We start from the raw sequence: 21,003 nt of genomic DNA, 5'->3' as shown, positions 1-21,003 counted from the left end.
GTCCGACCGAGCCGCGCCTGTCACTCCGGAGTCGTACGCTGGAGATCCCCCGGCCCGTTCACGTTGCCGGGCGGTTCGCGTTGCCCTGCGCGCCCCAGAACCTGGACGGAAAGCGAAAGCCCACATGAGCCTGCACGGTCTGCTCGACGCTGTCGTCAAGGACTCCGCACTCGCCGAAGCGGTCAAGACCGCCACCGACGGCAACCGCGCCCACGTAGACCTGGTCGGTCCGCCCGCCGCGCGCCCCTTCGCCATCGCGGCCCTCGCCCGCGAGACGAACCGCACCGTCCTTGCCGTGACGGCGACCGGCCGCGAGGCCGAGGACCTGGCGGCCGCCCTGCGCACGATCATCCCGCCGGACGGAGTCGTCGAGTACCCCTCCTGGGAGACGCTCCCCCACGAGCGCCTCTCGCCGCGCTCCGACACCGTCGGCCGCCGCCTCGCCGTCCTGCGCCGCCTGGCGCACCCCCGGCCCGACGACCCCGAGACGGGCCGGGTCTCCGTCATCGTCGCCCCCGTGCGCTCGGTCCTCCAGCCGCAGGTCAAGGGCCTGGGCGACCTGGAGCCCGTGGCCCTGCGCACCGGCGAGACCACGGACCTGAACGACACCGTGGAAGCCCTCGCGGCAGCCGCGTACTCCCGCGTGGAGCTGGTCGAGAAGCGCGGCGAGTTCGCCGTGCGCGGCGGCATCCTGGACGTCTTCCCGCCGACCGAGGAGCACCCCCTGCGCGTCGAGTTCTGGGGCGACGACGTCGAGGAGATCCGCTACTTCAAGGTCGCCGACCAGCGCTCCCTGGAGGTCGCGGCGCACGGCCTGTGGGCCCCGCCCTGCCGCGAGCTGCTCCTGACGGACGACGTACGGGAACGGGCCGCCGCCCTCGCGCAGGCCCACCCCGAGCTGGGCGAGCTGCTCGGCAAGATCGCCGAGGGCATCGCCGTCGAGGGCATGGAGTCCCTCGCCCCTGTCCTGGTCGACGACATGGAGCTGCTGCTCGACGTCCTGCCGCGGGACAGCATGGCCGTGGTCTGCGACCCCGAGCGCGTGCGCACCCGCGCCTCCGACCTCGTGGCGACCTCGCAGGAGTTCCTCCAGGCCAGCTGGGCCGCGACGGCCGGTGGCGGCGAGGCCCCCATCGACGTGGGCGCCGCCTCCCTGTGGGGCATCGCGGACGTCCGCGACCACGCCCGTGACCTGGGCATGATGTGGTGGTCCGTCTCCCCCTTCGCCGCCGACGAAGACGTGGACGACGACACCCTCAAGCTCGGCATGCACGCCACCGAGACCTACCGCGGCGACACCGCGAAGGCGCTCGCCGACACCAAGGGCTGGCTGGCCGAAGGCTGGCGCACCGTCTACGTGACGGAGGGCCACGGCCCCGCGGCCCGCACCGTCGAGGTCCTGGGCGGCGAGGGCATCGCGGCCCGCCTGGACGCGGACCTCAGCGAGCTCACCCCCTCCGTCGTGCACGTCTCCTGCGGCTCGATCGACTACGGCTTCCTGGACCCGGCCCTCAAGCTCGCGGTCCTCACCGAGACCGACCTCTCCGGCCAGAAGGCGGCCGGCAAGGACGGCCAGCGGATGCCCGCGCGCCGCAGGAAGACGATCGACCCGCTGACCCTGGAGACCGGCGACTACATCGTCCACGAGCAGCACGGCGTGGGCCGCTACATCGAGATGGTGCAGCGCACCGTCCAGGGCGCGACCCGCGAATACCTGGTCGTCGAGTACGCGCCCGCCAAGCGCGGCCAGCCCGGCGACCGCCTCTACATCCCCACCGACCAGCTGGAACAGATCACCAAGTACGTCGGCGGCGAGGCCCCCACGCTGCACCGCCTGGGCGGCGCCGACTGGACGAAGACGAAGGCGCGCGCGAAGAAGGCCGTCAAGGAGATCGCCGCCGACCTCATCAAGCTCTACAGCGCCCGCATGGCGGCCCCCGGCCACGCCTTCGGCCCCGACACCCCCTGGCAGCGCGAGCTGGAGGACGCCTTCCCGTACGTGGAGACGCCCGACCAGCTGACCACCATCGCCGAGGTGAAGGACGACATGGAGAAGACGGTCCCGATGGACCGCCTGATCTGTGGCGACGTCGGCTACGGCAAGACGGAGATCGCGGTCCGCGCCGCCTTCAAGGCGGTCCAGGACGGCAAGCAGGTGGCGGTCCTGGTCCCCACCACGCTCCTGGTGCAGCAGCACTTCGGCACGTTCTCCGAGCGCTACTCCCAGTTCCCCGTGAAGGTGCGGGCGTTGAGCCGCTTCCAGACCGACACGGAGTCCAAGGCGACCCTGGAGGGCCTGCGCGACGGCTCGGTCGACATCGTGATCGGCACGCACCGCCTCTTCTCCTCCGAGACGAAGTTCAAGGACCTGGGCCTGGTCATCGTCGACGAGGAGCAGCGCTTCGGCGTCGAGCACAAGGAGCAGCTGAAGAAGCTGCGCGCGAACGTCGACGTCCTGACGATGTCGGCGACACCGATCCCGCGAACCCTCGAAATGGCCGTGACCGGCATCCGCGAGATGTCGACGATCACCACGCCTCCCGAGGAGCGCCACCCGGTCCTGACCTTCGTCGGCCCGTACGAGGAGAAGCAGATCGGCGCGGCCATCCGCCGCGAGCTGCTGCGCGAGGGCCAGGTCTTCTACATCCACAACCGCGTCGAGTCCATCGACCGGGCGGCGGCCCGCCTGCGGGACATCGTCCCCGAGGCCCGCATCGCCACCGCGCACGGCCAGATGTCCGAACAGGCCCTGGAACAAGTGGTGGTGGACTTCTGGGAGAAGAAGTTCGACGTCCTCGTCTCGACGACGATCGTCGAGTCGGGCATCGACATCTCCAACGCCAACACCCTGATCGTCGAGCGCGGCGACAACTTCGGCCTCTCCCAGCTGCACCAGCTGCGGGGCCGCGTGGGCCGAGGCCGCGAGCGCGGCTACTCCTACTTCCTCTACCCGCCGGAGAAGCCCCTCACGGAGACCGCCCACGAGCGCCTCGCCACGATCGCCCAGCACACGGAGATGGGCGCGGGCATGTACGTGGCGATGAAGGACCTGGAGATCCGCGGCGCGGGCAATCTCCTGGGCGGTGAACAGTCGGGCCACATCGCGGGCGTCGGCTTCGACCTCTACGTACGCATGGTGGGCGAGGCGGTGGCCGACTACCGCGCGTCCCTGGAGGGCGGGGTGGAGGAGGAGCCGCCGTTGGAGGTCAAGGTCGAGCTGCCGGTCGACGCGCACGTCCCGCACGACTACGCGCCCGGCGAGCGCCTGCGCCTTGCGGCCTACCGTTCCATCGCATCGGCGAGCAGCGAGCAGGACGTCAAGGCGGTGCGCGAGGAACTCACCGACCGCTACGGCAAGTTGCCCGAGCCGGTGGAGAACCTCCTCCTGGTGGCGGGCCTGCGCATGCTGGCCCGCGCGTGCGAGGTCGGCGAGATCGTGCTCCAGGGCAACAACATCCGGTTCGCCCCGGTGGAGCTGCGGGAGTCGCAGGAGCTCCGGCTCAAGCGTCTCTACCCCGGCACGGTCATCAAGGCCAACGCCCACCAGCTCCTGGTGCCGCGTCCGAAGACGGCCAAGGTCGGCGGAAAGCCGTTGGTCGGCCGCGAACTGCTCGGCTGGGTGGGGGAGTTCCTCACGACGATCGTGGGGTCGTAGCGCTCGGGCCCCGCCCTCCTTCGGGGGCGGGGGTCACGGGGTGCAGGCGTCGGCGATCGACCGGCTGTTCTCGTAGAGGTGGTGCCGCGTGATCCGGCCGTCCTCGACCGTCAGGCGCAGCGAGAAGGGGCCCTCGAAGGACTTGCCGGTGGCGCGCACGGTGCCCCAGAGGCGGCCGAAGATCACGGCTTCCGTGCCCTCGACGACGATCGTGTCGACGGTGGCGCCCGCCTTCTCCGGGACGGTGTGCGCGGCGAGTTCTTCGGCCTGGGCCGCGCACTCGGCGGCGGTGGAGCGCGGCCGGATCCACGGCACGCCCGGGTTCTCGGCCAGCAGCCAGTCGACCTCGTCGGCGAAGAGGGCGGTGAGCCCCTCGGTGTCGCCCGCCAGCCTGCACTGCAGGAAGGCCTGGACGGCGGCGCGGGTGGTGTCTTCGGTCGTCATTTCTCACTCCTCGGTCGGCGTTCCTGCGGATGAGGTCGATGGTGCCGTGCGTCCTCCGGCGGGTCGATTACGCCGGAGGTAATGCGGGGGACGATATGGTCTAAACCAGTCGCTCGGTACGGTGGCGGTGCGAGACGAAAGCGTGTGGGCCAGGGGAGGGGAAGTGCCGTGGGGCATGGGGCTGTTGTGGGGCTCGTCTGTTTTCCGGTGAAGTCGATGCTGGGGGACGAGCGGGATCACCTCGTCGTCGACGAGCGGGGCGTGGCCGGAGACCGGCTGTGGGCCCTGCGCTACGAGGACGGGAAGCTGGCGAGCGGCAAGAACCACCGCCGGTTCCGGCGGACGCCGGGGATGCTGGAGCACACCGCCGTGTACGAGGGTGACGGCCCCGTCGTCACCACGCCGGACGGCGAGACGCTGCGGCCCGGCGATCCCCGGATCGCCGAACTCTTCGGCGTAGGCGCGGAGTTGGTGCGCGAAGGCGAGACGAGCCATCAGGACGCGGGAGCCGTCTCGCTCGTCGGCACCGCCTCGCTGCGCGCGCTCGGCGAGCTGCTCGGCGACTCCGACCCCGTCGACGTACGCCGGCTGCGCAAGAACATCGTGGTCGGTACCGACGAGCCGTGGGTCGAGGAGGACTGGGTCGGCCGGGAGATCGCCTTCGACGGCGGCCTGCGGCTGCGCGTCACCGAGCGCATCGAACGCTGTGTCATGACCACCCAGGCCCAGCGCGGGCTTCCGGCGGACGGCCGCATCCTGAAGACGCTCACCGCCTCGCGCGGCATGTGCATCGGCGTGTACGCGGACGTCGTGACGCCCGGCACGCTCGCACTCGGGGCGGAGGTGACCGTCGCGTGAACCCCCGTACCAGCCGCCGTGTCACTGGAGTTCGGGCCGCGCTGCTGCTCGCGGTCCTCGCCGCCGGGTCCGTCACCGGCTGTATGCCCGAGGAGAAGGACAGCGGCTCATCCGGGCCCGACGCCAAGGCCGGGCCCGCGCTCGCCGCCGTCGACGCGCTCACCGTCAAGGGCCGCGCGCCCAAGACCGGCTACGACCGCGACCGGTTCGGCAGCCCCTGGGCCGACACGGACTCCAACGGCTGCGGCACCCGCGACGACATACTCAAGCGCGACCTGGAGGACGTGAAGTACCGCGACGGGGACTGCGAGGTCGCCTCCGGCTCGCTCTCGCCGGACCCCTACACCGGCAAGGACGTAACGTTCGTGCGCGGTCGCAGCCAGGTCGACATCGACCACCTCGTCGCCCTCTCCGACGCCTGGCAGAAGGGCGCGGGCACCTGGGAGCCGAGCAAGCGCATCGCCTTCGCCAACGATCCGCTCAACCTCCTCGCCGTCGACGCGGGCCCCAACCGCGGCAAGGGCGACGGCGACACGGCCACCTGGCTGCCGCCGGACAAGGGCTACCGGTGCGCCTACGTGGCGCGCCAGGTGGCGGTGAAGAAGAAGTACGGGGTGTGGGTGACGGGCGCCGAGCGGGACGCCATGAAGCGGGTCCTGACGGGCTGCCCGGGGGAGAAGCTGCCGGCCGGGGACAGCCCGACGGCCGCGCCCGGGCGGTTCCACGCGCGCTGAGGTCTTCCCGTACGGACGGAAAACCGCTTAACAGACGGGCCCGTGGCCGCTAGCGTCCCGGGCATGGACCTGAAGATCACGACGCTGGCCGAGCGGCCCGAACTCGCCGGGCCGCTCTGGGCGATGGACGACACCTGGCCGGAGTTCATCGGGAACGACCCCATCGCGTGGTCGATGATCGGGCGGATCGTCAAGGATCTTCCCGAGTACGTCCTGGTCGCCACGGACGCGGAGGGCGCGGTCGTGGCCCGGGCGTTCAGCGTGCCGTTCGCGCTGCGGGCGGACGGGCGCGGGGAGCTGCCGGACGGCGGCTGGGACCAGGTCATGCTGTGGGCGTTCTCCGACCTGCGGCACGGCAGGAAGTCCGACACGGTGAGCGCGATCGAGATCACCGTGGCGAAGTCCTTCCTCGGGCAGGGCGTCTCGGGGCGGATGCTCACCGCGATGCGCGAGAACGCACGCGCGCGCGGCTTCACGGAAGTCGTCGCTCCGGTGCGCCCGAACGCCAAGCACCTCGAACCGGCCGCGCTGATCGACACGTACGCACAGCGCAAGCGCGACGACGGTCTGCCCGCCGACCCGTGGCTGCGGGTGCACGTGCGGGCGGGCGGCACCATCGCGAAGGTGGCGCACGCGTCGATGACGGTGTCCGGTTCGACCGCGCAGTGGCGGGCGTGGACCGGCCTTCCGTTCGACACGGCGGGTCCCGTCGAGGTGCCGGGCGCGCTGGTGCCGGTGCACTGCGAGCCGGAGCGCGGGTACGCCGTGTACGTCGAGCCGAACGTGTGGGTGCGGCACGTGCTGTGAGCCCGTGCCGCGTGCCACGTGGGACCGGGAGGCTCAGCCCGCGAGCTTGTCGATGTCCATGACGTCGCCGGCGGGAGGCGTCGTGTCGACCGGCTTGTCGAAGTCGCTGAACGCGATGGTGTCCGGCGTCTTCGCGGTCTCGTTCACGACCTTCAGGAGATACGGCTTGCCCTCCGTGGCGACGTAGAGGGTGTACCGGTCGGTGCCGTCGTTCTCGGTCAGCATGAGGGCCGGTGTGCCGTCGACGGTGGTCGTCTTCCCCCTGCGGGCGGGGGAGTCGGCGCCCCTGAACTCGTCGAGCAGGACGTCCAGGTCGCAGAACCCGGTGATGTCCTTGGCGTCGGAGCCGGTCGCGGACGTCTTCACCCACTTGCCCGCGAGCATGTCCACGGCGGCCTGCGTCTCGGCCGCGGGCTCGCCCTTGCCCTGGGCGCGCAGGAACTTCTCGTCGTACTTCATGTAGACCGTCTTCGCGGTCGTGATCAGGTCGAGCGAGCCCTCCCCGCCCATCGCCATCGTGCCCGCGCAGCGGCCCTTGGTGTCGAGGGCCATGTCCAGCTCGATGGTGCCGCTCTCGTCCGGGACGCTGCCCTGCACGGTGAGGGACGAGGCGCCGGTCGTCACCTTCACGGCCTTGTCGACGATGTCGGGCCCGGACAGGCCGGGGAACGGCCCCGCCTCCTTCTTCGGCTTGGCGGCGGTCGTGGAGCCGTCCGTCTCGGTGCCGCAGGCCGTCAGGCCGACGGTCGCGGCGGCGGCCAGGCACACGGCGGCAAGAGTGGTACGTCGCATGAAGATCCCCCCACGGGATTGGAAGTGCTGCCGCCATCTCAGCAGAGCCTGTGAACCGAGTCAACACGACGACAGGTGGATGGTCTGTTAACACCCGTGAAGCGGGCGGTCCCGCATGAGGTGGGTAGGATCGGCGCCACAGCGCCGCGGGGGGTACGCGCGCGGCGGGCAGCGGGACCGAGGGGAGCCAGTTGGTGCGGGAGAACGCGACAGAGGTGACCGCCGCGGGGATCGCCCGGCTCGCCGGCGTCGGCCGGGCGGCCGTCAGCAACTGGCGCCGCCGCCACCCCGACTTCCCCAAGCCCGTCGGCGGCACCGACACCAGCCCCTCCTTCGCGCTCGCGGAGGTCGAGGAGTGGCTGCGCACCCAGGGCAAGCTGGGCGAGCTGGGCGAAGTGCCGCTCAGGGAACGCGTCTGGCAGCACCTGGCGGGCCACCCCGCGGGCCCGGTCACCGCCCTCCTGCACGCGGGCTGCGCCCTGCTCCTCGTACGCGACCGCCACCCGGACTGGCTCAGGGTGAGCGCGGTGTCGGACGAACGGATGGCGGAACTGCTCCCGGAGGCGCTCGCGCAGGTCGTCACCCCGCGGTTCGGTGCGCCCGCGGCCGCCGCCCCGGGCCACGGCGGCCCGCGGCGGGCCGCCGTGGCCGTCCCGGACGCCGAGCGGCTCCTGCCCTCCGTCCCCCTCCTGCGGGGCGTGGCCGAGCTGGCCTCCGAGCTGGGCGCCCGGCAGACGTACGAGTTCCTGATCGGGCGGCACATCGACGCCAGCCCCCGGCAGTACACGCTCACTCCGGCCGGTCCCGCCGACCTGATGGCCGCGCTCGCCGAGCCCGCGCTCGCCGGTCCCGCGCCGACCGTGCTCGACCCGGCCTGCGGCACCGGCGCCCTGCTGCGAGCCGTCGCGCCCCGGCCGGGGCAGCGCCTCTACGGCCAGGACGGCGCCCCCGAACTCGCCGCCCTCACCGCCCTGCGCCTGGCCCTGCACTCCGACGCCACCGTGCGCGCCGCCGCCGCCGACACCTTGCGCGCGGACGCCTTCGGCGAGGCGCGGGCCGACGCCGTGCTCTGCCACCCGCCGTTCAACGACCGCAACTGGGGGCACGACGAACTCGCCTACGACCCCCGCTGGGAGTACGGCTTCCCGGCCCGTACGGAGTCCGAACTCGCCTGGGTCCAGCACGCGTTGGCCCGCCTCCGGGACGGCGGCACCGCCGTCCTGCTGATGCCGCCCGCCGCCGCGTCGCGCCGCTCGGGGCGCCGGGTGCGCGCCGACCTCCTGCGCCGCGGCGCCCTGCGCGCCGTCATCGCGCTGCCCGCCGGTGCCGCGCCCCCGTACAACATCCCGCTGCACGTGTGGGTCCTCAAGCGCCCGGTGCCGGACGGGCAGGCCTCGCCCGAGCTGCTCCTCGTCGAGACGGCGGGGCTCGCCGCCGCCGACGGCAGGGACCGGCAGGCGTGGCGGCCGGTGCAGGACGCCGTGCTGGACGTCTGGCGGCGCTTCGACCGGCACGGCACGGTCGAGGAACAGCCGGGGCTCGCCCGCTGCGTGCCGGTGCTCGAACTCCTCGACGACGAGGTCGACCTGGCCCCGGCCCGCCGCCTGCCGCCACCGGCCACGGACGGCGGCGCCGAGGAGCTGACCGCTGTTCGCGAACGGCTCGGGGACGCGGTGCGCCGCACGGCGGAGCTCATGCCGCCGCCCGCGCAGGCGGGTGACGCGACCCGGGGGCCGGTCACCACCGTGGGCGAACTCGCCCGCGCGGGCGCGCTGTCGCTGCGTACGGCGACGGGGTCCGGGGGCGGGGCGCCCGGCGTCACGCGGGTCCTCACCGAGCACGACGTGCTGGCCGGAACGGAACCCTCCGGCTCCGTCGACCCGTCGGCCGACCGGGCCGACTCCGTGGTGACCCGCCCCGGCGACGTCGTCATCCCGCTCTCCGGCGCCACCACCACCGCCCGCGTCGTCGACGAGGCCACGGCGGGCGCCGCGCTCGGCCGGGGGCTCACCCTCCTGCGCCCCGACCCGGCGGCCCTGGACCCGTGGTTCCTCGCCGGCTTCCTGCGGGGCACCGCCAACAACCGCCAGGCGAGCAGCTATGCGTCCACCGCGGCCCGGCTCGACGTCCGCCGCATCCGCCTTCCGCGCCTGCCGCTCGACGGGCAGCGCGCCTACGGAGAGCGGTTCCGGGCGCTCGCCGCCTTCGAGGACGCCCTGCGGCTCGCGGGCAGGCTGGGCGAGCAGTTGGTGCGGGGCCTGCACGACGGACTGACGGACGGCACGCTTCCGCCGGAGTGACAGGACCGGGTTCCGCCGAAGTGGCACGACCGGGTTCCGCCGGGGGCCGCGATCGGGACGTGACCAGTACGGCAACGGTTCGGTACAACCCTGGACCGCTTCTCCTTGTCGGCCTATACGCTCGAATCTGCATCCTTTCGTATTTCGACTTTCGGCCGCGCGTTCCTCCAGGCGAACGTGCGGCCGCATCAGGCACCAGGAGCAGCCATGCACGGCCACGGCTACGCGCCGCAGCAACCGCCGCCGACCTCCGGCGGCACTCATGTGACGCTGCGCGTGATGTTCGTGGTCCTCGCCGTCGTGACGTGCGGTCTGCTCGCCTGGGCGCCGATGCTGCGGCTCGCGATCGTGACGCGCAAGGCGTACGACTGGGCCTTCTTCGGCCTGGTGACCGCGCTCGACGTGACGGCCCTCGTGCTCGTCGGCGTCGACCCGGGCGAGGACGAGTTCCAGGGCCCCGGCAGCGCGGGCATGGTGATCCTGCTGAGCACGCTGGTCGCGGTGATCGCCTACTACTTGTTCGCGGACATCCGGCACTTCAGCCGCCACCGGCAGCCGCAGTACGTGGGCTACGCAGGGCCGCAGCCCACGTACGGCTATCCGCAGCAGCAGGGACCCGCCCCCGTCCACCTCCAGCCCACGCAGCAGCACCAGCCGCCGGTCCAGCCGACGCAGCAGCACCAGCCGCCGGTCCAGCAGACGCCGCCCCCGCCCACGCGCCCCGCACCGGCCCGCATCCACCAAGTACAGGCCGAGCTCGACGAGCTCAGTGACTACCTGCGCAAGCAGGAAGGCGGCAACTGACCGTGTCACTGGGGACGGGCGGCCGTGTGGTCGCCGGGCGCTACGAACTCTCCACGCTCATCGGCCAGGGCGGCATGGGCCAGGTCTGGACGGCGTACGACCAACGCCTCGACCGCCGCGTCGCGGTCAAGCTGCTCCGCCCCGACCGGGTCGCGGGCGCCGAGGCCGAGGAGCTGCGCCGCCGCTTCGTGCGCGAGTGCCGCGTCACCGCACAGGTCGACCACCCGGGCCTGGTCACCGTCCACGACGCGGGCACGGAGGGCGAGGACCTCTACCTCGTCATGCAGTACGTGGACGGGGCGGACCTCGGCGACCACCTCGCCGAGCACGACCCCTACCCGTGGCAGTGGGCCGTCGCGATCGCGGCCCAACTGTGCGCCGTGCTCTCCGCGGTGCACGCCGTGCCGATCGTGCACCGCGACCTCAAGCCGCGGAACGTGATGGTCAAGCAGGACGGCACCGTCGCCATCCTCGACCTGGGCATCGCCTCGGTGATGGACACCGACACCACCCGCCTCACCCACACCGGCTCGCCCATCGGCAGCCCCGCGTACATGGCGCCCGAGCAGGCGATGGGCGGCGCGGTCGGCCCGTACACCGACCTGTACGCCCTGGGCGTCCTGCTGCACGAACTCCTCAGCGGCGACGTGCCGTTCAGCGGCTCGACCGCGCTCGGCGTGCTCCACCGCCACCTCTACGAGCCGCCGCTCCCGGTCCGCCGGCTGCGCGCCGAGGTCCCCGAGGCCCTCGAAGCCCTGGTGCTCCGGCTCCTGGCCAAGGACCCCCAGCACCGGCACGCCAGCGCCCAGGAGGTCTACGAGGAACTGGCCCCGCTCCTTCCCGCGCGCGGCATCCCGACCGGCGGCCCGCTCGACCCGACCCGCCCCTTCCTGCGCCCGCACGCGCCGTGGCCCGACCGCGCCGCGACACCGGCGTCGGCCCCCGACATCCAGCCGGACCGGCCCGGCCAGAGCCAGGTCCCGGGCGGTCCCGGCAGCCAGACGGACGTCGTGCGCGCGGTCGACGAGGTCAAGCGGCTCCTGGGCGAGGGCCGCATCACCCAGGCCGTGGACATCCTCGGCTCGATCCTGCCCGCGGCCGCAGCCAAGCACGGCGAGCACTCCCCGGTGGTCCGCTCCCTGCGCAAGCAGTACGCGGCGACGCTGATGGACGACGGCCAGTACCGCCGCGCCCTGCCCGAACTGCGCCGCCTCGCCGACGAGCGCGCCGCCGAGTCGGGCCAGGCCGACCCGCACTCGCTCCAGTTCCGCTACGAGGCCGCGCAGTGCCTCGAACAGCTCGGCGAACCGGCGGCGGCACTCGCGGAGTACCGCGCCCTCCTGCCGTACTACGAGAACCGCTACGCGTCGGACGACCGCGAGCGCCCCCTCGACATCCGCCGCCGCATCGGCCACCTGCTCCTGGCCCTGGGCGACCGGGCGGCGGCCCACGACACGCTGGCGCGGCTGCTCATGGACGCCGAGCGGATGCACGGCGTGGGGCATCCGTTCCCCGCGGAGATCCGGCGGACGTTGCAGTGGCTAGGACAAGTGCGCGGGTAGTGACGGCTCGGCGCGGGGGTGCCCCAACCGGTGCCCCAACTCTTCGAGAATCGTTGGTCGAATAGGTGGCCGAGAGACCGGCCACTCCCTAACATCGATCACCGCAAGACTTTGTGCACCGCCGCACAATCTCTCGACCGGGAGGCTCACTTGCACCGCCGCCGTCGCACCGCGCTCACCCTCTCCGCCGCCGCGATCGCCGCGGCCCCTCTCCTCACGGCCTGCGGCAGCGAGGCGCATCCGGGCGCCGCGGCCGTCGTGGGCAACGACCGGATCACGGTCTCGCAGCTGGAGGGCCGGGTGAACGAGGTGCGTGACGCGCAGCGCGCGGCGATCCCGGACGAGCAGCAGTACGAGCAGGCGATCGCCAAGACCGGCGGCCTCACGCGCAGCACGCTGCACACGATGGTCCTGGACAAGGTGCTGCACCAGGCTGCGTCCGACGCCGGGGTGAAGGTCACGCGCCGCGACATCCAGACGATGAGAGCGGGCCTGGAACAGCAGGCGGGCGGCAAGAAGGCGCTCGAACAGGGCTGGCTCCAGCAGTACAGCGTCGCCCCGTCCCGCCTGGAGGAAAGCCTCCGTACGGAGATCGAGGCGCAGAAGCTGGCGAAGAGGCTGGGCGCGGACATGAACGCCCCGGAGGGCCAGGAGGCCTTCTGGAAGGAACTCTCCAAGGCCTCCAAGAAGCTGGACGTGGACCTGAACCCGCGGTACGGCACGTGGGACGTGGAGAAGAACAAGCGCACGGACACGAAGACGCCGTGGGTGCGCGAGGTCTCCGGGGACGGTGCCGCGGCGCCCAAACAGGCGTAGGGGGAGCCCGGGTAGCCCGAGCGGACGTGAGGAGGGGGCTGTCGGCGCCGTGGGTTACGTTCGACGGGTGAACGAAACCACGCTCCCGGCCGACGCCCCCGGCCGCGTCATCCTCCTCACCACCAGCCACCGGGTGGCCCCCGGCCTGCTGTCCTGGCCCGCGTGGCAGGCCCTGCACGGGGCGGACGAGGTGCTGTGCGCCGACGTGGACCACCCCCAGCTGCCGTATCTGCGTGAGGCGGGCGTGGCGGTGGACCAGGCGTCGCCCACGGCCCAGGAACTGGTGGACGCCTGCTCCGGCGGCCGCACGGTCCTGGTCGTCGCCACGGCCGAGGGCGACCGCGCCCTGACGGACGGCCTGGCCAGGCTCGCGGGCTCGGGCCGCGTGTCGATGCCGGACCTGGAACTGCTCCCGGCGTCGTACGACCTGCCGGGCGCGCGGCTCCTGGACCTGGTCCAGGTCATGGACCGGATCCGCGTCGAGTGCCCGTGGTCCTCCCAGCAGACGCACAAGGGCCTGGCGAAGTACGCGATCGAGGAGGCGTACGAACTCGTCGAGGCGATCGAGGAGGGCGACAGGGATGAGCTCCGGGAGGAGCTGGGCGACGTCCTGCTCCAGGTGGTCTTCCACGCGCGCATCGCCGAGGAGGACGAGGAGTCCCCCTTCTCCGTGGACGACGTGGCGGGCACGCTCGTCGAGAAGCTGATCCACCGTCACCCGCACATCTTCGGCGACGACTCGGCGGACACCCCCGAGGACGTGAAGGCGCACTGGCTGCGTACCAAGGCTGAGGAGAAGCAGCGCTCGTCCCTGACGGAGGGCATCCCCCTGGGTCAGCCGGGCCTCGCCCTGGCGGCAAAGCTGGCTTCACGGGTGCGGACGGCGGGCCTCGAGGTGCCGCTGCCCTCGGGCGAGGGCGTCGGATACGAACTCCTCGCGCTTGCCCTGCGGTCCGAGGCGCAGGGCGTCGACCCGGAGGCGGCGCTGCGGGTCGCGGCGCGGGCTTACCGGGACGCGGTTCGCGCTGCCGAGGGCACGGGGGCTGAGTACCTTTGAGATAGGGCAGTTCGAGATGCGTGGGGGCGTGCGTGGAACCGGAGTTGGAGGAGCTCGCGGCTTCGGCGGCACGGGCCCTGCTCGTGGCGTCCCGGACGCCGCGGTGGCGGGAAGTGGCCCTCCGGGTGACGCTGCTGCTCCGGGAGGTCGGGCTGCACGAAGGCTGGATCGGGCTCCCCACGACGGGCGGTTACGAGTGGCCTCCGAGTCGGCGGATCATGGAAGAGTGGCAGGGACGGATGGGGCGCCTGCTGGTCTCCAACCCCGGCTCCGCCGCCGAACTGCGAGGCATCGTGGCCGAGTTCGGCAGCGGGGACGTGCCCGCGCGCCGTGCCGACTTCTGCCCGAACGGGCACCTGGTCGGCGCCTCCGGCTGGTGTCCGCTCTGCGCGGCCCCGACCCCGGCTCCGACCCCGGCCCCGGACACCACCAACACCGTCTCCGGCGGCACCGTGCACGGCGCGGTGATCCAGTCGCGGGAGATCGACTCGGTCGTGGTGAACACCGCGCCCGTCGTCGCGGGCGACCACGTCGACTTCGGCGACGGCACCTTCAACGGCCCCACGATCGGCGTCCAGTACAACCACTACGGCCCACGGCCGGACAACGCCCCCGCGGCGGCGACCGGCTGGCCCCGCGTCGACCAACTGCGGCGCCTGGCCCTCGGCGTGCACCCCACCCGGCGGTTCGGCGACGAGCCGAGCCTGCCGCCGTACGTTCCGCGCGACTGCCACGGAGAGCTGACGGGCCTGGTCGCTCAGGCCGTGGCCAAGGGCGGCCTGGTCGTCGTCACGGGCGAGCCGCTCTCCGGCAAGACGATGACGGCATGGGCCGCGCTGCGCGGCGCCGTCGCGGACGACACCAGGGTCTACGCCCCGGACGCGGGGGCCGACCTGCGCGACCTCCCCGCCCGGCTCCGGGGTCGCGACGCCAAGGGCACGTACGTGGTGTGGCTCGACGACCTGGACGGCCACCTCGGCGAGCACGGCCTCACCGCGGGGCTCCTCGCCCACCTCACGCATGAGGGCATCCTCGTACTGGCCACGATGAACGACGAGGCGTACGACACCCACCGCTTCGGGGGCAGCCCCGCGTCCCGCGTCCTGAGCGCGGCCCGCACGGTGGAGGTGCCGGTCCAGTGGAGTCCCGCGGAGCTCGCGCGGCTCGCGCAGGCCGACGATCCGCGGCTCGTGGACGCCCTGCGGTGGCGCGGCGAGCGGGGGGTCGGCGAATTCCTCGTCATCGGGCCGGAGTTGTGGGACGAGTGGCGCCGGGCGCGGCGGCCCGCCGCGCAGCCGCTGGGGCATCTGCTGGTGAGGGCCGCGATCGACCTCGCCCGGTGCGGGATCGAGGACGTACCGGAAGAGCTGCTGGAAGCGGTGTGCGCCGTCTACGGCTCCGTCCTTGAGGACGCCGACTCCGAGGCGGTCGGCCAAGCGCTCTCCTGGGCGACCGAGCCTCGGCAGGGCATCACCGGGCTGCTGGTGTCGGACGACGAACGGGGCACCTGGCGGGTCTACGGCTCGCTCGTCGCGGACGCCGTCCGCTCTACGGACATCGCGCCGGTTCCGCTCATGGTCTGGCTCCAGGCTCTCGGAACGGCGGAGGACGACGCGCTCTCGTTCGACGCGGTGGCGGAGGCCGCCCGGCGGATCCTGACGCCGCGCGCCGCGCAAGAGGACGGCGACGCTCTGACGGCGCTCGGCATGCTGGCCGCCGCGGAGGACGACGAGGAGGGCGCGGTGGAGTGGCTGCGCAAGGCGGCGGACTCCGGGAGCCTCGTCGGGGCCGGGGCGCTGGGCGATCTCCTCTTCTTCCAGGGCAGGGACGCCGAAGCCATCCCGTACCTGGAGCGGGCCGTGGCGGGGGACTGGCCCGACGTCGAGGTCACGCTCGGCCGCGCCCACCAGAACCGCGCCGTCCACTACCTCCGCCGGGCCGAGGCCTCGGGCAACGCCGATGCCGGGCGGCGCCTGAAGGGCCCCCTCGCCCCGCCCGACCAGGGATCGGCCCCCGGCTAGGGATACCGTCGACCCCATGCAAGACCAGCCGCCCGCCCCCGCAGAGGCGACCCCCGCAGCCTGCCCCGCAGGGGCCGCGTCCCCGGCGCCCGACGCCCAGGGGCCCGAGCTCTTCACCTGGGAGTTCGCCACCGATCCCTACCCCGCCTACGCCTGGCTGCGCGAGCACGCACCCGTGCACAAGACCCGGCTGCCCAGCGGTGTGGAGGCCTGGCTGGTCACGCGGTACGCCGATGCCAAGCAGGCGCTCGCCGACCCCCGGCTCAGCAAGAATCCGGCCCATCACGGCGAGCCCGCGCACGCGAAGAGCAAGACCGGCATCCCGGGCGAGCGCAGCGCGAACCTCATGACGCATCTGCTCAACATCGACCCGCCGGACCACACGCGGCTGCGGCGCCTGGTCTCCAAGGCCTTCACTCCCCGCCGTATCGCCGCATTCGCGCCGCGCGTGCAGGAGTTGACCGACCGGCTCATCGACCAGTTCGTGGAGAAGGGGGAGGCCGACCTCATCCACGACTTCGCCTTCCCGCTGCCCATCTACGCCATCTGCGACCTGCTCGGCGTCCCCCGCGAGGACCAGGACGACTTCCGCGACTGGGCGGGGATGATGATCCGCCACGGCGGAGGGCCCAGGGGAGGAGTCGCCCGGTCCGTGAAGAAGATGCGCGGCTACCTCGCCGAGCTGATCCACCGCAAGCGCCTCGAACCGGGCGACGACCTCATCTCCGGGCTCATCCGCGCCTCCGACCACGGCGAGCACCTCACTGAGAACGAGGCCGCCGCGATGGCGTTCATCCTTCTCTTCGCCGGGTTCGAGACCACCGTCAACCTCATCGGGAACGGGACGTACGCCCTCCTGACCCACCCCGAGCAGCGCGAGCAGCTCCAGGACTCCCTCAAGGACGGCGACACCGCCCTCCTGGAGACCGGGCTCGAGGAGCTCCTGCGCTTCGACGGTCCCGTGGAGCTCGCCACCTGGCGGTTCGCCACCGAGGCGCTGACCGTCGGAGGGGAGGACATCGCCGCCGGCGACCCCGTCCTCGTCGTGCTCGCCGCCGCCGATCGCGACCCGGAACGGTTCCGGTATCCGGACACGATCGACCTCGCCCGCCGCGACAACCAACACCTCGGCTACGGCCATGGCATTCATTACTGTCTCGGCGCACCGCTCGCCCGGCTCGAAGGCCAGGCCGCCCTCGCGACCCTCCTGCGGCGCCTGCCTGACCTGCGACTCGCGGTGGAACCTGGTGATTTGAGGTGGCGTGGCGGGCTCATCATGCGCGGACTCCGCACGCTGCCCGTGGAGTTCACACCCGCACAGCGGAGCAAATATTCGACACCTGGAGAGACGTTTAACTGACGGACCGTCAAGACTGTGACTTTCACGTGATCTCCGCTGCATCGACTTGTGACAAGCGTTCGACTGCCGCTACGTTCACCGACGACTCGGCATCCCGTGCCGCAGTCGTCGCTCCAGTCACGCGAAAGGCAACCGCATGCTCTCCGGCAATGGTCGTCACCGACGCCCCCGCCAGGCCCCGGCCCTGATCGTCGCGGCAGGAGTCGCAGGATCGGCCATCGCGATCCCGCTGCTCGGTGCCACCAGCGCGAGCGCGGCGGACACCGCCACGTGGGACAAGCTCGCGGAGTGCGAGAGCGGCGGGTCCTGGAGCGCGGACGCGGGCAACGGGTACTACGGCGGGCTCCAGTTCTCGCAGCAGGTCTGGGAGGAGTACGGCGGCCTCGACTTCGCGCCGAGCGCCGACCTGGCCAGCCGCTCGCAGCAGATATCCGTCGCCGAGAAGGTCCTCGACGACCAGGGGACCAGCGCCTGGCCGAGCTGCGCGCCGATCGCCGGTCTCACCCAGGACGGCGCCGCCGCGGACGTCGACCCGGGCGCTCCGATCACGACGATTCCTTCCGACGAGTCGACCGAGTCCGGTGAGTCGGCCGAGCCGGACGAGTCGGACGAGCCGAGTAAGTCGCCGAGCGAGTCGGCCGACTCCGCGGACGGCACCAAGTCTTCGGACAAGCCCTCGGACAAGTCCTCCGAGAAGCCGGGCGCCGATGACGACGCTGACGCCGACGCCGACGCGCGAGACAAGAATCACGACGAGCCGGGCAACTCGGGCGAGTCGGATGACCCGGGCAAGTCCGGGCAGAGCGATGAAACTTCGCCCACTCCCACCCCCTCCTCCGGCGCGGGCGAGGGCCGTCACCGCGGCGACAGCGCGGACGACAAGCCCTCCGACGACACCTCCCGCGAGGGCTCGGGCCGGCACGCCTCCCGCGGAGAGGAGCGTCAGCAGGACGGCTCCGACGGGACGTACACGGTCCGTTCCGGAGACAGCCTCTCGCTCATCGCCGACGACCTCGACGTGAAGGGCGGGTGGACCGAGCTGTACTCCGAGAACGAGAAGTCCGTCGGCTCCGACCCCGATCTCATCCTTCCCGGTCAGAGCCTCGATTTGGGCGAAAAGTAGGGGTAGTTGACGACTCGTTTTGCGCTTGATGTCCCAATTGGCGCAAGTGAGAGATGGGTCTCAGAAGCCCTGATCGTCTTTGAGTTTCTCCCGATCGCATGACTACGGTCGGGACCGCTCGCCACAGCGGGCCCCGCCGGTCGGTACGCCGAGTCCTGCCAACGGCCGTTCGGGAACAGTCGTCGCGTAAGCGCCGTAGGCAGGAGCGGGGGACCCAAGGTTTCCGCCGGGACCGGATGTCGAGCGTCGCGAGAGCGAGGCCGACGGAAGGAAACGGCTAGGGGTTAAGTCGCGCTTCAAGGAAGCGCGGCCGGGCAACTTCATCGGCCCGAACCCGACAGCTCACCTCGCAGGCGTCGGTGAGGGGATCACTCATGCTGTTTTCCAGCAAGGGCAAGCACCGCCGCCCGTCCAAGGCCACCCGTGTCGCCACGCTCGCAGGCGTCACCGGTGTCGCCGTCGCCGCCCCGCTGATGGCGGCCGGCTCGGCCTCCGCCGCGACCGGCTCCGAGTGGGACGCCGTCGCCCAGTGCGAGTCCGGCGGCAACTGGTCCATCAACACCGGCAACGGCTACACGGGCGGCCTGCAGTTCTCGTCGTCCACGTGGGCCGCGTACGGCGGCACGAAGTACGCGCCCACCGCCGACAAGGCCTCCAAGGCCCAGCAGATCGAGATAGGCGAGAAGGTCCTCGCGGGCCAGGGCAAGGGTGCCTGGCCGAGCTGCGGCGTCGGCCTCTCGGGCGCCTCCTACGAGGGTGGCGGTGCGCAGGAGAGCGCCCCGCAGCAGACCCAGGAGCAGCCCAAGAGCCAGCCCAGCGCCCAGACCGAGCAGCCGCAGCAGGCCGCTCCGAAGGCCGAGGCCCCCAAGGCCGAGGCTCCGAAGACCGAGTCCAAGAAGACCGTCGAGACCCCGACCGGCAAGACGGTCAAGAAGGGCGACGGCGAGTACAAGGTCAAGAAGGGTGACACCCTCTCCAAGATCGCCGAGGCGAAGGACGTCAAGGGCGGCTGGCACAAGGTGTACAAGCTCAACGGCGACATCATCGACAACGCCGACATGATCTACCCGGGCCAGCAGCTCCACCTCAGCTAAGAGCTGACGGCGGCGGCGCCTCGGCGGAGGCGTCGCCCCACCCCCGTCCCCACGGGCCCTCCCCGCCCCGGTGCGCGTATCCCCCGTACGCACCGGGGCGGGGTCATGTGCGCCCTCCACGTTTTGTTCCGTTCGGAAACATTTTGCTCTCGGTTTGTCCACAGGGCGGTCGCTCGGCTGGCTCTTGTCCGGGAGCCGGTTAGGCTCGTGTCCGCGAGGCCAACGCCCCGCGTACCCGCGTCACATCCCAGAAGGAGATGCTCGTGCCGTCCATCGACGTCGTCGTAGCCCGGGAAATCCTGGACTCCCGAGGCAACCCCACGGTCGAGGTCGAGGTCGGCCTCGACGACGGCAGCACGGGTCGTGCCGCCGTTCCGTCCGGTGCGTCCACCGGTGCTTTCGAGGCCATCGAACTCCGTGACGGTGACCCCAACCGTTACCAGGGCAAGGGCGTGGAGAAGGCCGTCCTCGCCGTCATCGAGCAGATCGGCCCGGAGCTCGTCGGGTACGACGCGACCGAGCAGCGCCTGATCGACCAGGCGATGTTCGACCTCGACGCCACCGACAACAAGGGCTCGCTCGGCGCCAACGCCATCCTCGGCGTCTCGCTGGCCGTCGCGCACGCCGCGTCGGAGGCCTCCGACCTCCCGCTCTTCCGCTACCTCGGCGGCCCGAACGCGCACCTGCTGCCCGTTCCGATGATGAACATCCTGAACGGCGGGTCGCACGCCGACTCGAACGTGGACATCCAGGAGTTCATGATCGCGCCGATCGGCGCCGAGTCGTTCTCGGAGGCCCTGCGCTGGGGCACCGAGGTCTACCACACGCTGAAGAAGGTCCTGAAGGACAAGGGTCTCTCCACCGGCCTGGGCGACGAGGGCGGCTTCGCCCCGAACCTGGACTCCAACCGCGCCGCGCTCGACCTCATCCTCGAGGCCATCAAGCAGGCCGGTTACGTCCCCGGTGAGCAGATCGGTCTCGCGCTCGACGTCGCCGCGTCCGAGTTCTACAAGGACGGCAAGTACGAGTTCGAGGGCAAGTCCCGCTCGGCCGCCGAGATGACCGAGTACTACGAGGAGCTCGTCGCCTCGTACCCCCTCGTCTCCATCGAGGACCCGCTGTTCGAGGACGACTGGGCCGGCTGGAACGCCATCACCGAGAAGCTCGGCGAGAAGGTCCAGCTCGTGGGCGACGACCTGTTCGTCACCAACCCCGAGCGCCTGGCCCGTGGCATCGAGGAGAAGTCGGCCAACGCCCTTCTGGTGAAGGTCAACCAGATCGGCTCGCTGACCGAGACCCTGGACGCCGTCGAGATGGCCCAGCGCAACGGCTTCAAGTGCATGATGTCGCACCGCTCCGGTGAGACCGAGGACGTCACCATCGCCGACCTCGCCGTCGCCACCAACTGCGGCCAGATCAAGACCGGCGCCCCGGCCCGCTCCGAGCGCGTCGCCAAGTACAACCAGCTCCTGCGCATCGAGGAGATCCTCGACGACGCCGCGGTCTACGCCGGTCGTTCGGCGTTCCCCCGCTTCAAGGGCTGAGCCGCTTCTCCGGGCCGAGGCTCGGGCTCCGG

16 protein-coding genes and 1 riboswitch are annotated in these 21,003 nt (G+C 71.9%); of the genes, 14 read left to right on the top strand and 2 right to left on the bottom strand.

All coding sequences use genetic code 11. The features are described from left to right. The first annotated feature begins 124 nt into the window (after window positions 1-124). Window positions 125-3,655 (top strand): transcription-repair coupling factor, encoded by a 3,531-nt coding sequence (gene mfd, locus ACZ6ZP_RS37650; protein ID WP_351163006.1) that lies wholly within the window; start codon window positions 125-127, stop codon window positions 3,653-3,655. Window positions 3,656-3,688: 33 nt separating this feature from the next. On the opposite strand, the gene ACZ6ZP_RS37645 is transcribed toward mfd, so the two are convergent. Next, the gene (locus ACZ6ZP_RS37645; RefSeq protein WP_399984258.1) at window positions 3,689-4,099 is read right to left on the bottom strand and encodes a nuclear transport factor 2 family protein; all 411 of its coding nucleotides are present in this window, start codon (window positions 4,097-4,099) and stop codon (window positions 3,689-3,691) included. A gap of 81 nt (window positions 4,100-4,180) precedes the next feature. Between ACZ6ZP_RS37645 and ACZ6ZP_RS37640 the strand changes: the two genes are divergently transcribed. From ACZ6ZP_RS37640 to ACZ6ZP_RS37630, 3 genes are all read left to right on the top strand, one after another. Then, entirely contained in the window at window positions 4,181-4,957 is a 777-nt protein-coding gene (locus ACZ6ZP_RS37640; RefSeq protein WP_469410217.1) for an MOSC domain-containing protein, read from the top strand. 83 nt (window positions 4,958-5,040) lie between these two features. Continuing rightward, window positions 5,041-5,691: an HNH endonuclease family protein gene (locus ACZ6ZP_RS37635; RefSeq protein ID WP_361470067.1), complete on the top strand. Its 651-nt coding sequence runs from the start codon at window positions 5,041-5,043 to the stop codon at window positions 5,689-5,691. Between the two features lie 63 nt (window positions 5,692-5,754). Then, the gene (locus tag ACZ6ZP_RS37630; protein ID WP_469410216.1) at window positions 5,755-6,498 is read left to right on the top strand and encodes an N-acetyltransferase; all 744 of its coding nucleotides are present in this window, start codon (window positions 5,755-5,757) and stop codon (window positions 6,496-6,498) included. 33 nt (window positions 6,499-6,531) lie between these two features. Here the strand turns inward: ACZ6ZP_RS37630 and ACZ6ZP_RS37625 are convergent, their stop codons facing one another. Then, window positions 6,532-7,290 carry a hypothetical protein gene (locus ACZ6ZP_RS37625; protein WP_351163016.1) on the bottom strand — a complete coding sequence of 253 codons (759 nt, stop codon included), beginning with the start codon at window positions 7,288-7,290 and terminating at the stop codon, window positions 6,532-6,534. Window positions 7,291-7,484: 194 nt separating this feature from the next. Between ACZ6ZP_RS37625 and ACZ6ZP_RS37620 the strand changes: the two genes are divergently transcribed. The 10 genes from ACZ6ZP_RS37620 (at window position 7,485) to eno (ending at window position 20,971) form a co-directional block, all read left to right on the top strand. Continuing rightward, window positions 7,485-9,590 (top strand): N-6 DNA methylase, encoded by a 2,106-nt coding sequence (locus ACZ6ZP_RS37620; protein ID WP_469410215.1) that lies wholly within the window; start codon window positions 7,485-7,487, stop codon window positions 9,588-9,590. 207 nt (window positions 9,591-9,797) lie between these two features. Then, window positions 9,798-10,394: a hypothetical protein gene (locus tag ACZ6ZP_RS37615; RefSeq protein WP_351163021.1), complete on the top strand. Its 597-nt coding sequence runs from the start codon at window positions 9,798-9,800 to the stop codon at window positions 10,392-10,394. A gap of 74 nt (window positions 10,395-10,468) precedes the next feature. Beyond that, window positions 10,469-11,956 (top strand): serine/threonine-protein kinase, encoded by a 1,488-nt coding sequence (locus tag ACZ6ZP_RS37610; protein WP_383819369.1) that lies wholly within the window; start codon window positions 10,469-10,471, stop codon window positions 11,954-11,956. A 150-nt stretch (window positions 11,957-12,106) separates the two neighbouring features. Then, window positions 12,107-12,772, top strand: coding sequence for a SurA N-terminal domain-containing protein (locus tag ACZ6ZP_RS37605; RefSeq protein WP_351163023.1), 666 nt, complete (start codon window positions 12,107-12,109; stop codon window positions 12,770-12,772). A gap of 67 nt (window positions 12,773-12,839) precedes the next feature. After that, window positions 12,840-13,829, top strand: a complete 990-nt coding sequence (locus ACZ6ZP_RS37600; protein ID WP_469410214.1) for a nucleoside triphosphate pyrophosphohydrolase — start codon at window positions 12,840-12,842, stop codon at window positions 13,827-13,829. A gap of 32 nt (window positions 13,830-13,861) precedes the next feature. Further along, complete coding sequence (locus ACZ6ZP_RS37595) at window positions 13,862-15,850, top strand: tetratricopeptide repeat protein (protein ID WP_469410213.1); 1,989 nt, start codon at window positions 13,862-13,864, stop codon at window positions 15,848-15,850. 16 nt (window positions 15,851-15,866) lie between these two features. Beyond that, window positions 15,867-17,210 (top strand): cytochrome P450 family protein, encoded by a 1,344-nt coding sequence (locus tag ACZ6ZP_RS37590; RefSeq protein WP_351163031.1) that lies wholly within the window; start codon window positions 15,867-15,869, stop codon window positions 17,208-17,210. A 136-nt stretch (window positions 17,211-17,346) separates the two neighbouring features. Then, window positions 17,347-18,333 (top strand): transglycosylase family protein, encoded by a 987-nt coding sequence (locus ACZ6ZP_RS37585; protein WP_469410212.1) that lies wholly within the window; start codon window positions 17,347-17,349, stop codon window positions 18,331-18,333. 181 nt (window positions 18,334-18,514) lie between these two features. Next, a riboswitch (cyclic di-AMP (ydaO/yuaA leader) is annotated at window positions 18,515-18,704 on the top strand. A 3-nt stretch (window positions 18,705-18,707) separates the two neighbouring features. Beyond that, window positions 18,708-19,427, top strand: a complete 720-nt coding sequence (locus ACZ6ZP_RS37580) for a transglycosylase family protein (protein WP_351163036.1) — start codon at window positions 18,708-18,710, stop codon at window positions 19,425-19,427. 257 nt (window positions 19,428-19,684) lie between these two features. After that, the gene (gene eno, locus ACZ6ZP_RS37575; protein WP_351163038.1) at window positions 19,685-20,971 is read left to right on the top strand and encodes a phosphopyruvate hydratase; all 1,287 of its coding nucleotides are present in this window, start codon (window positions 19,685-19,687) and stop codon (window positions 20,969-20,971) included. The last annotated feature ends 32 nt before the right edge of the window (window positions 20,972-21,003 follow it).

Source organism: Streptomyces sp. NPDC054047, assembly GCF_055585065.1.
Note: the sequence above shows the minus strand (reverse complement) of the source record. Positions and strands in the feature narration are given on the sequence as shown.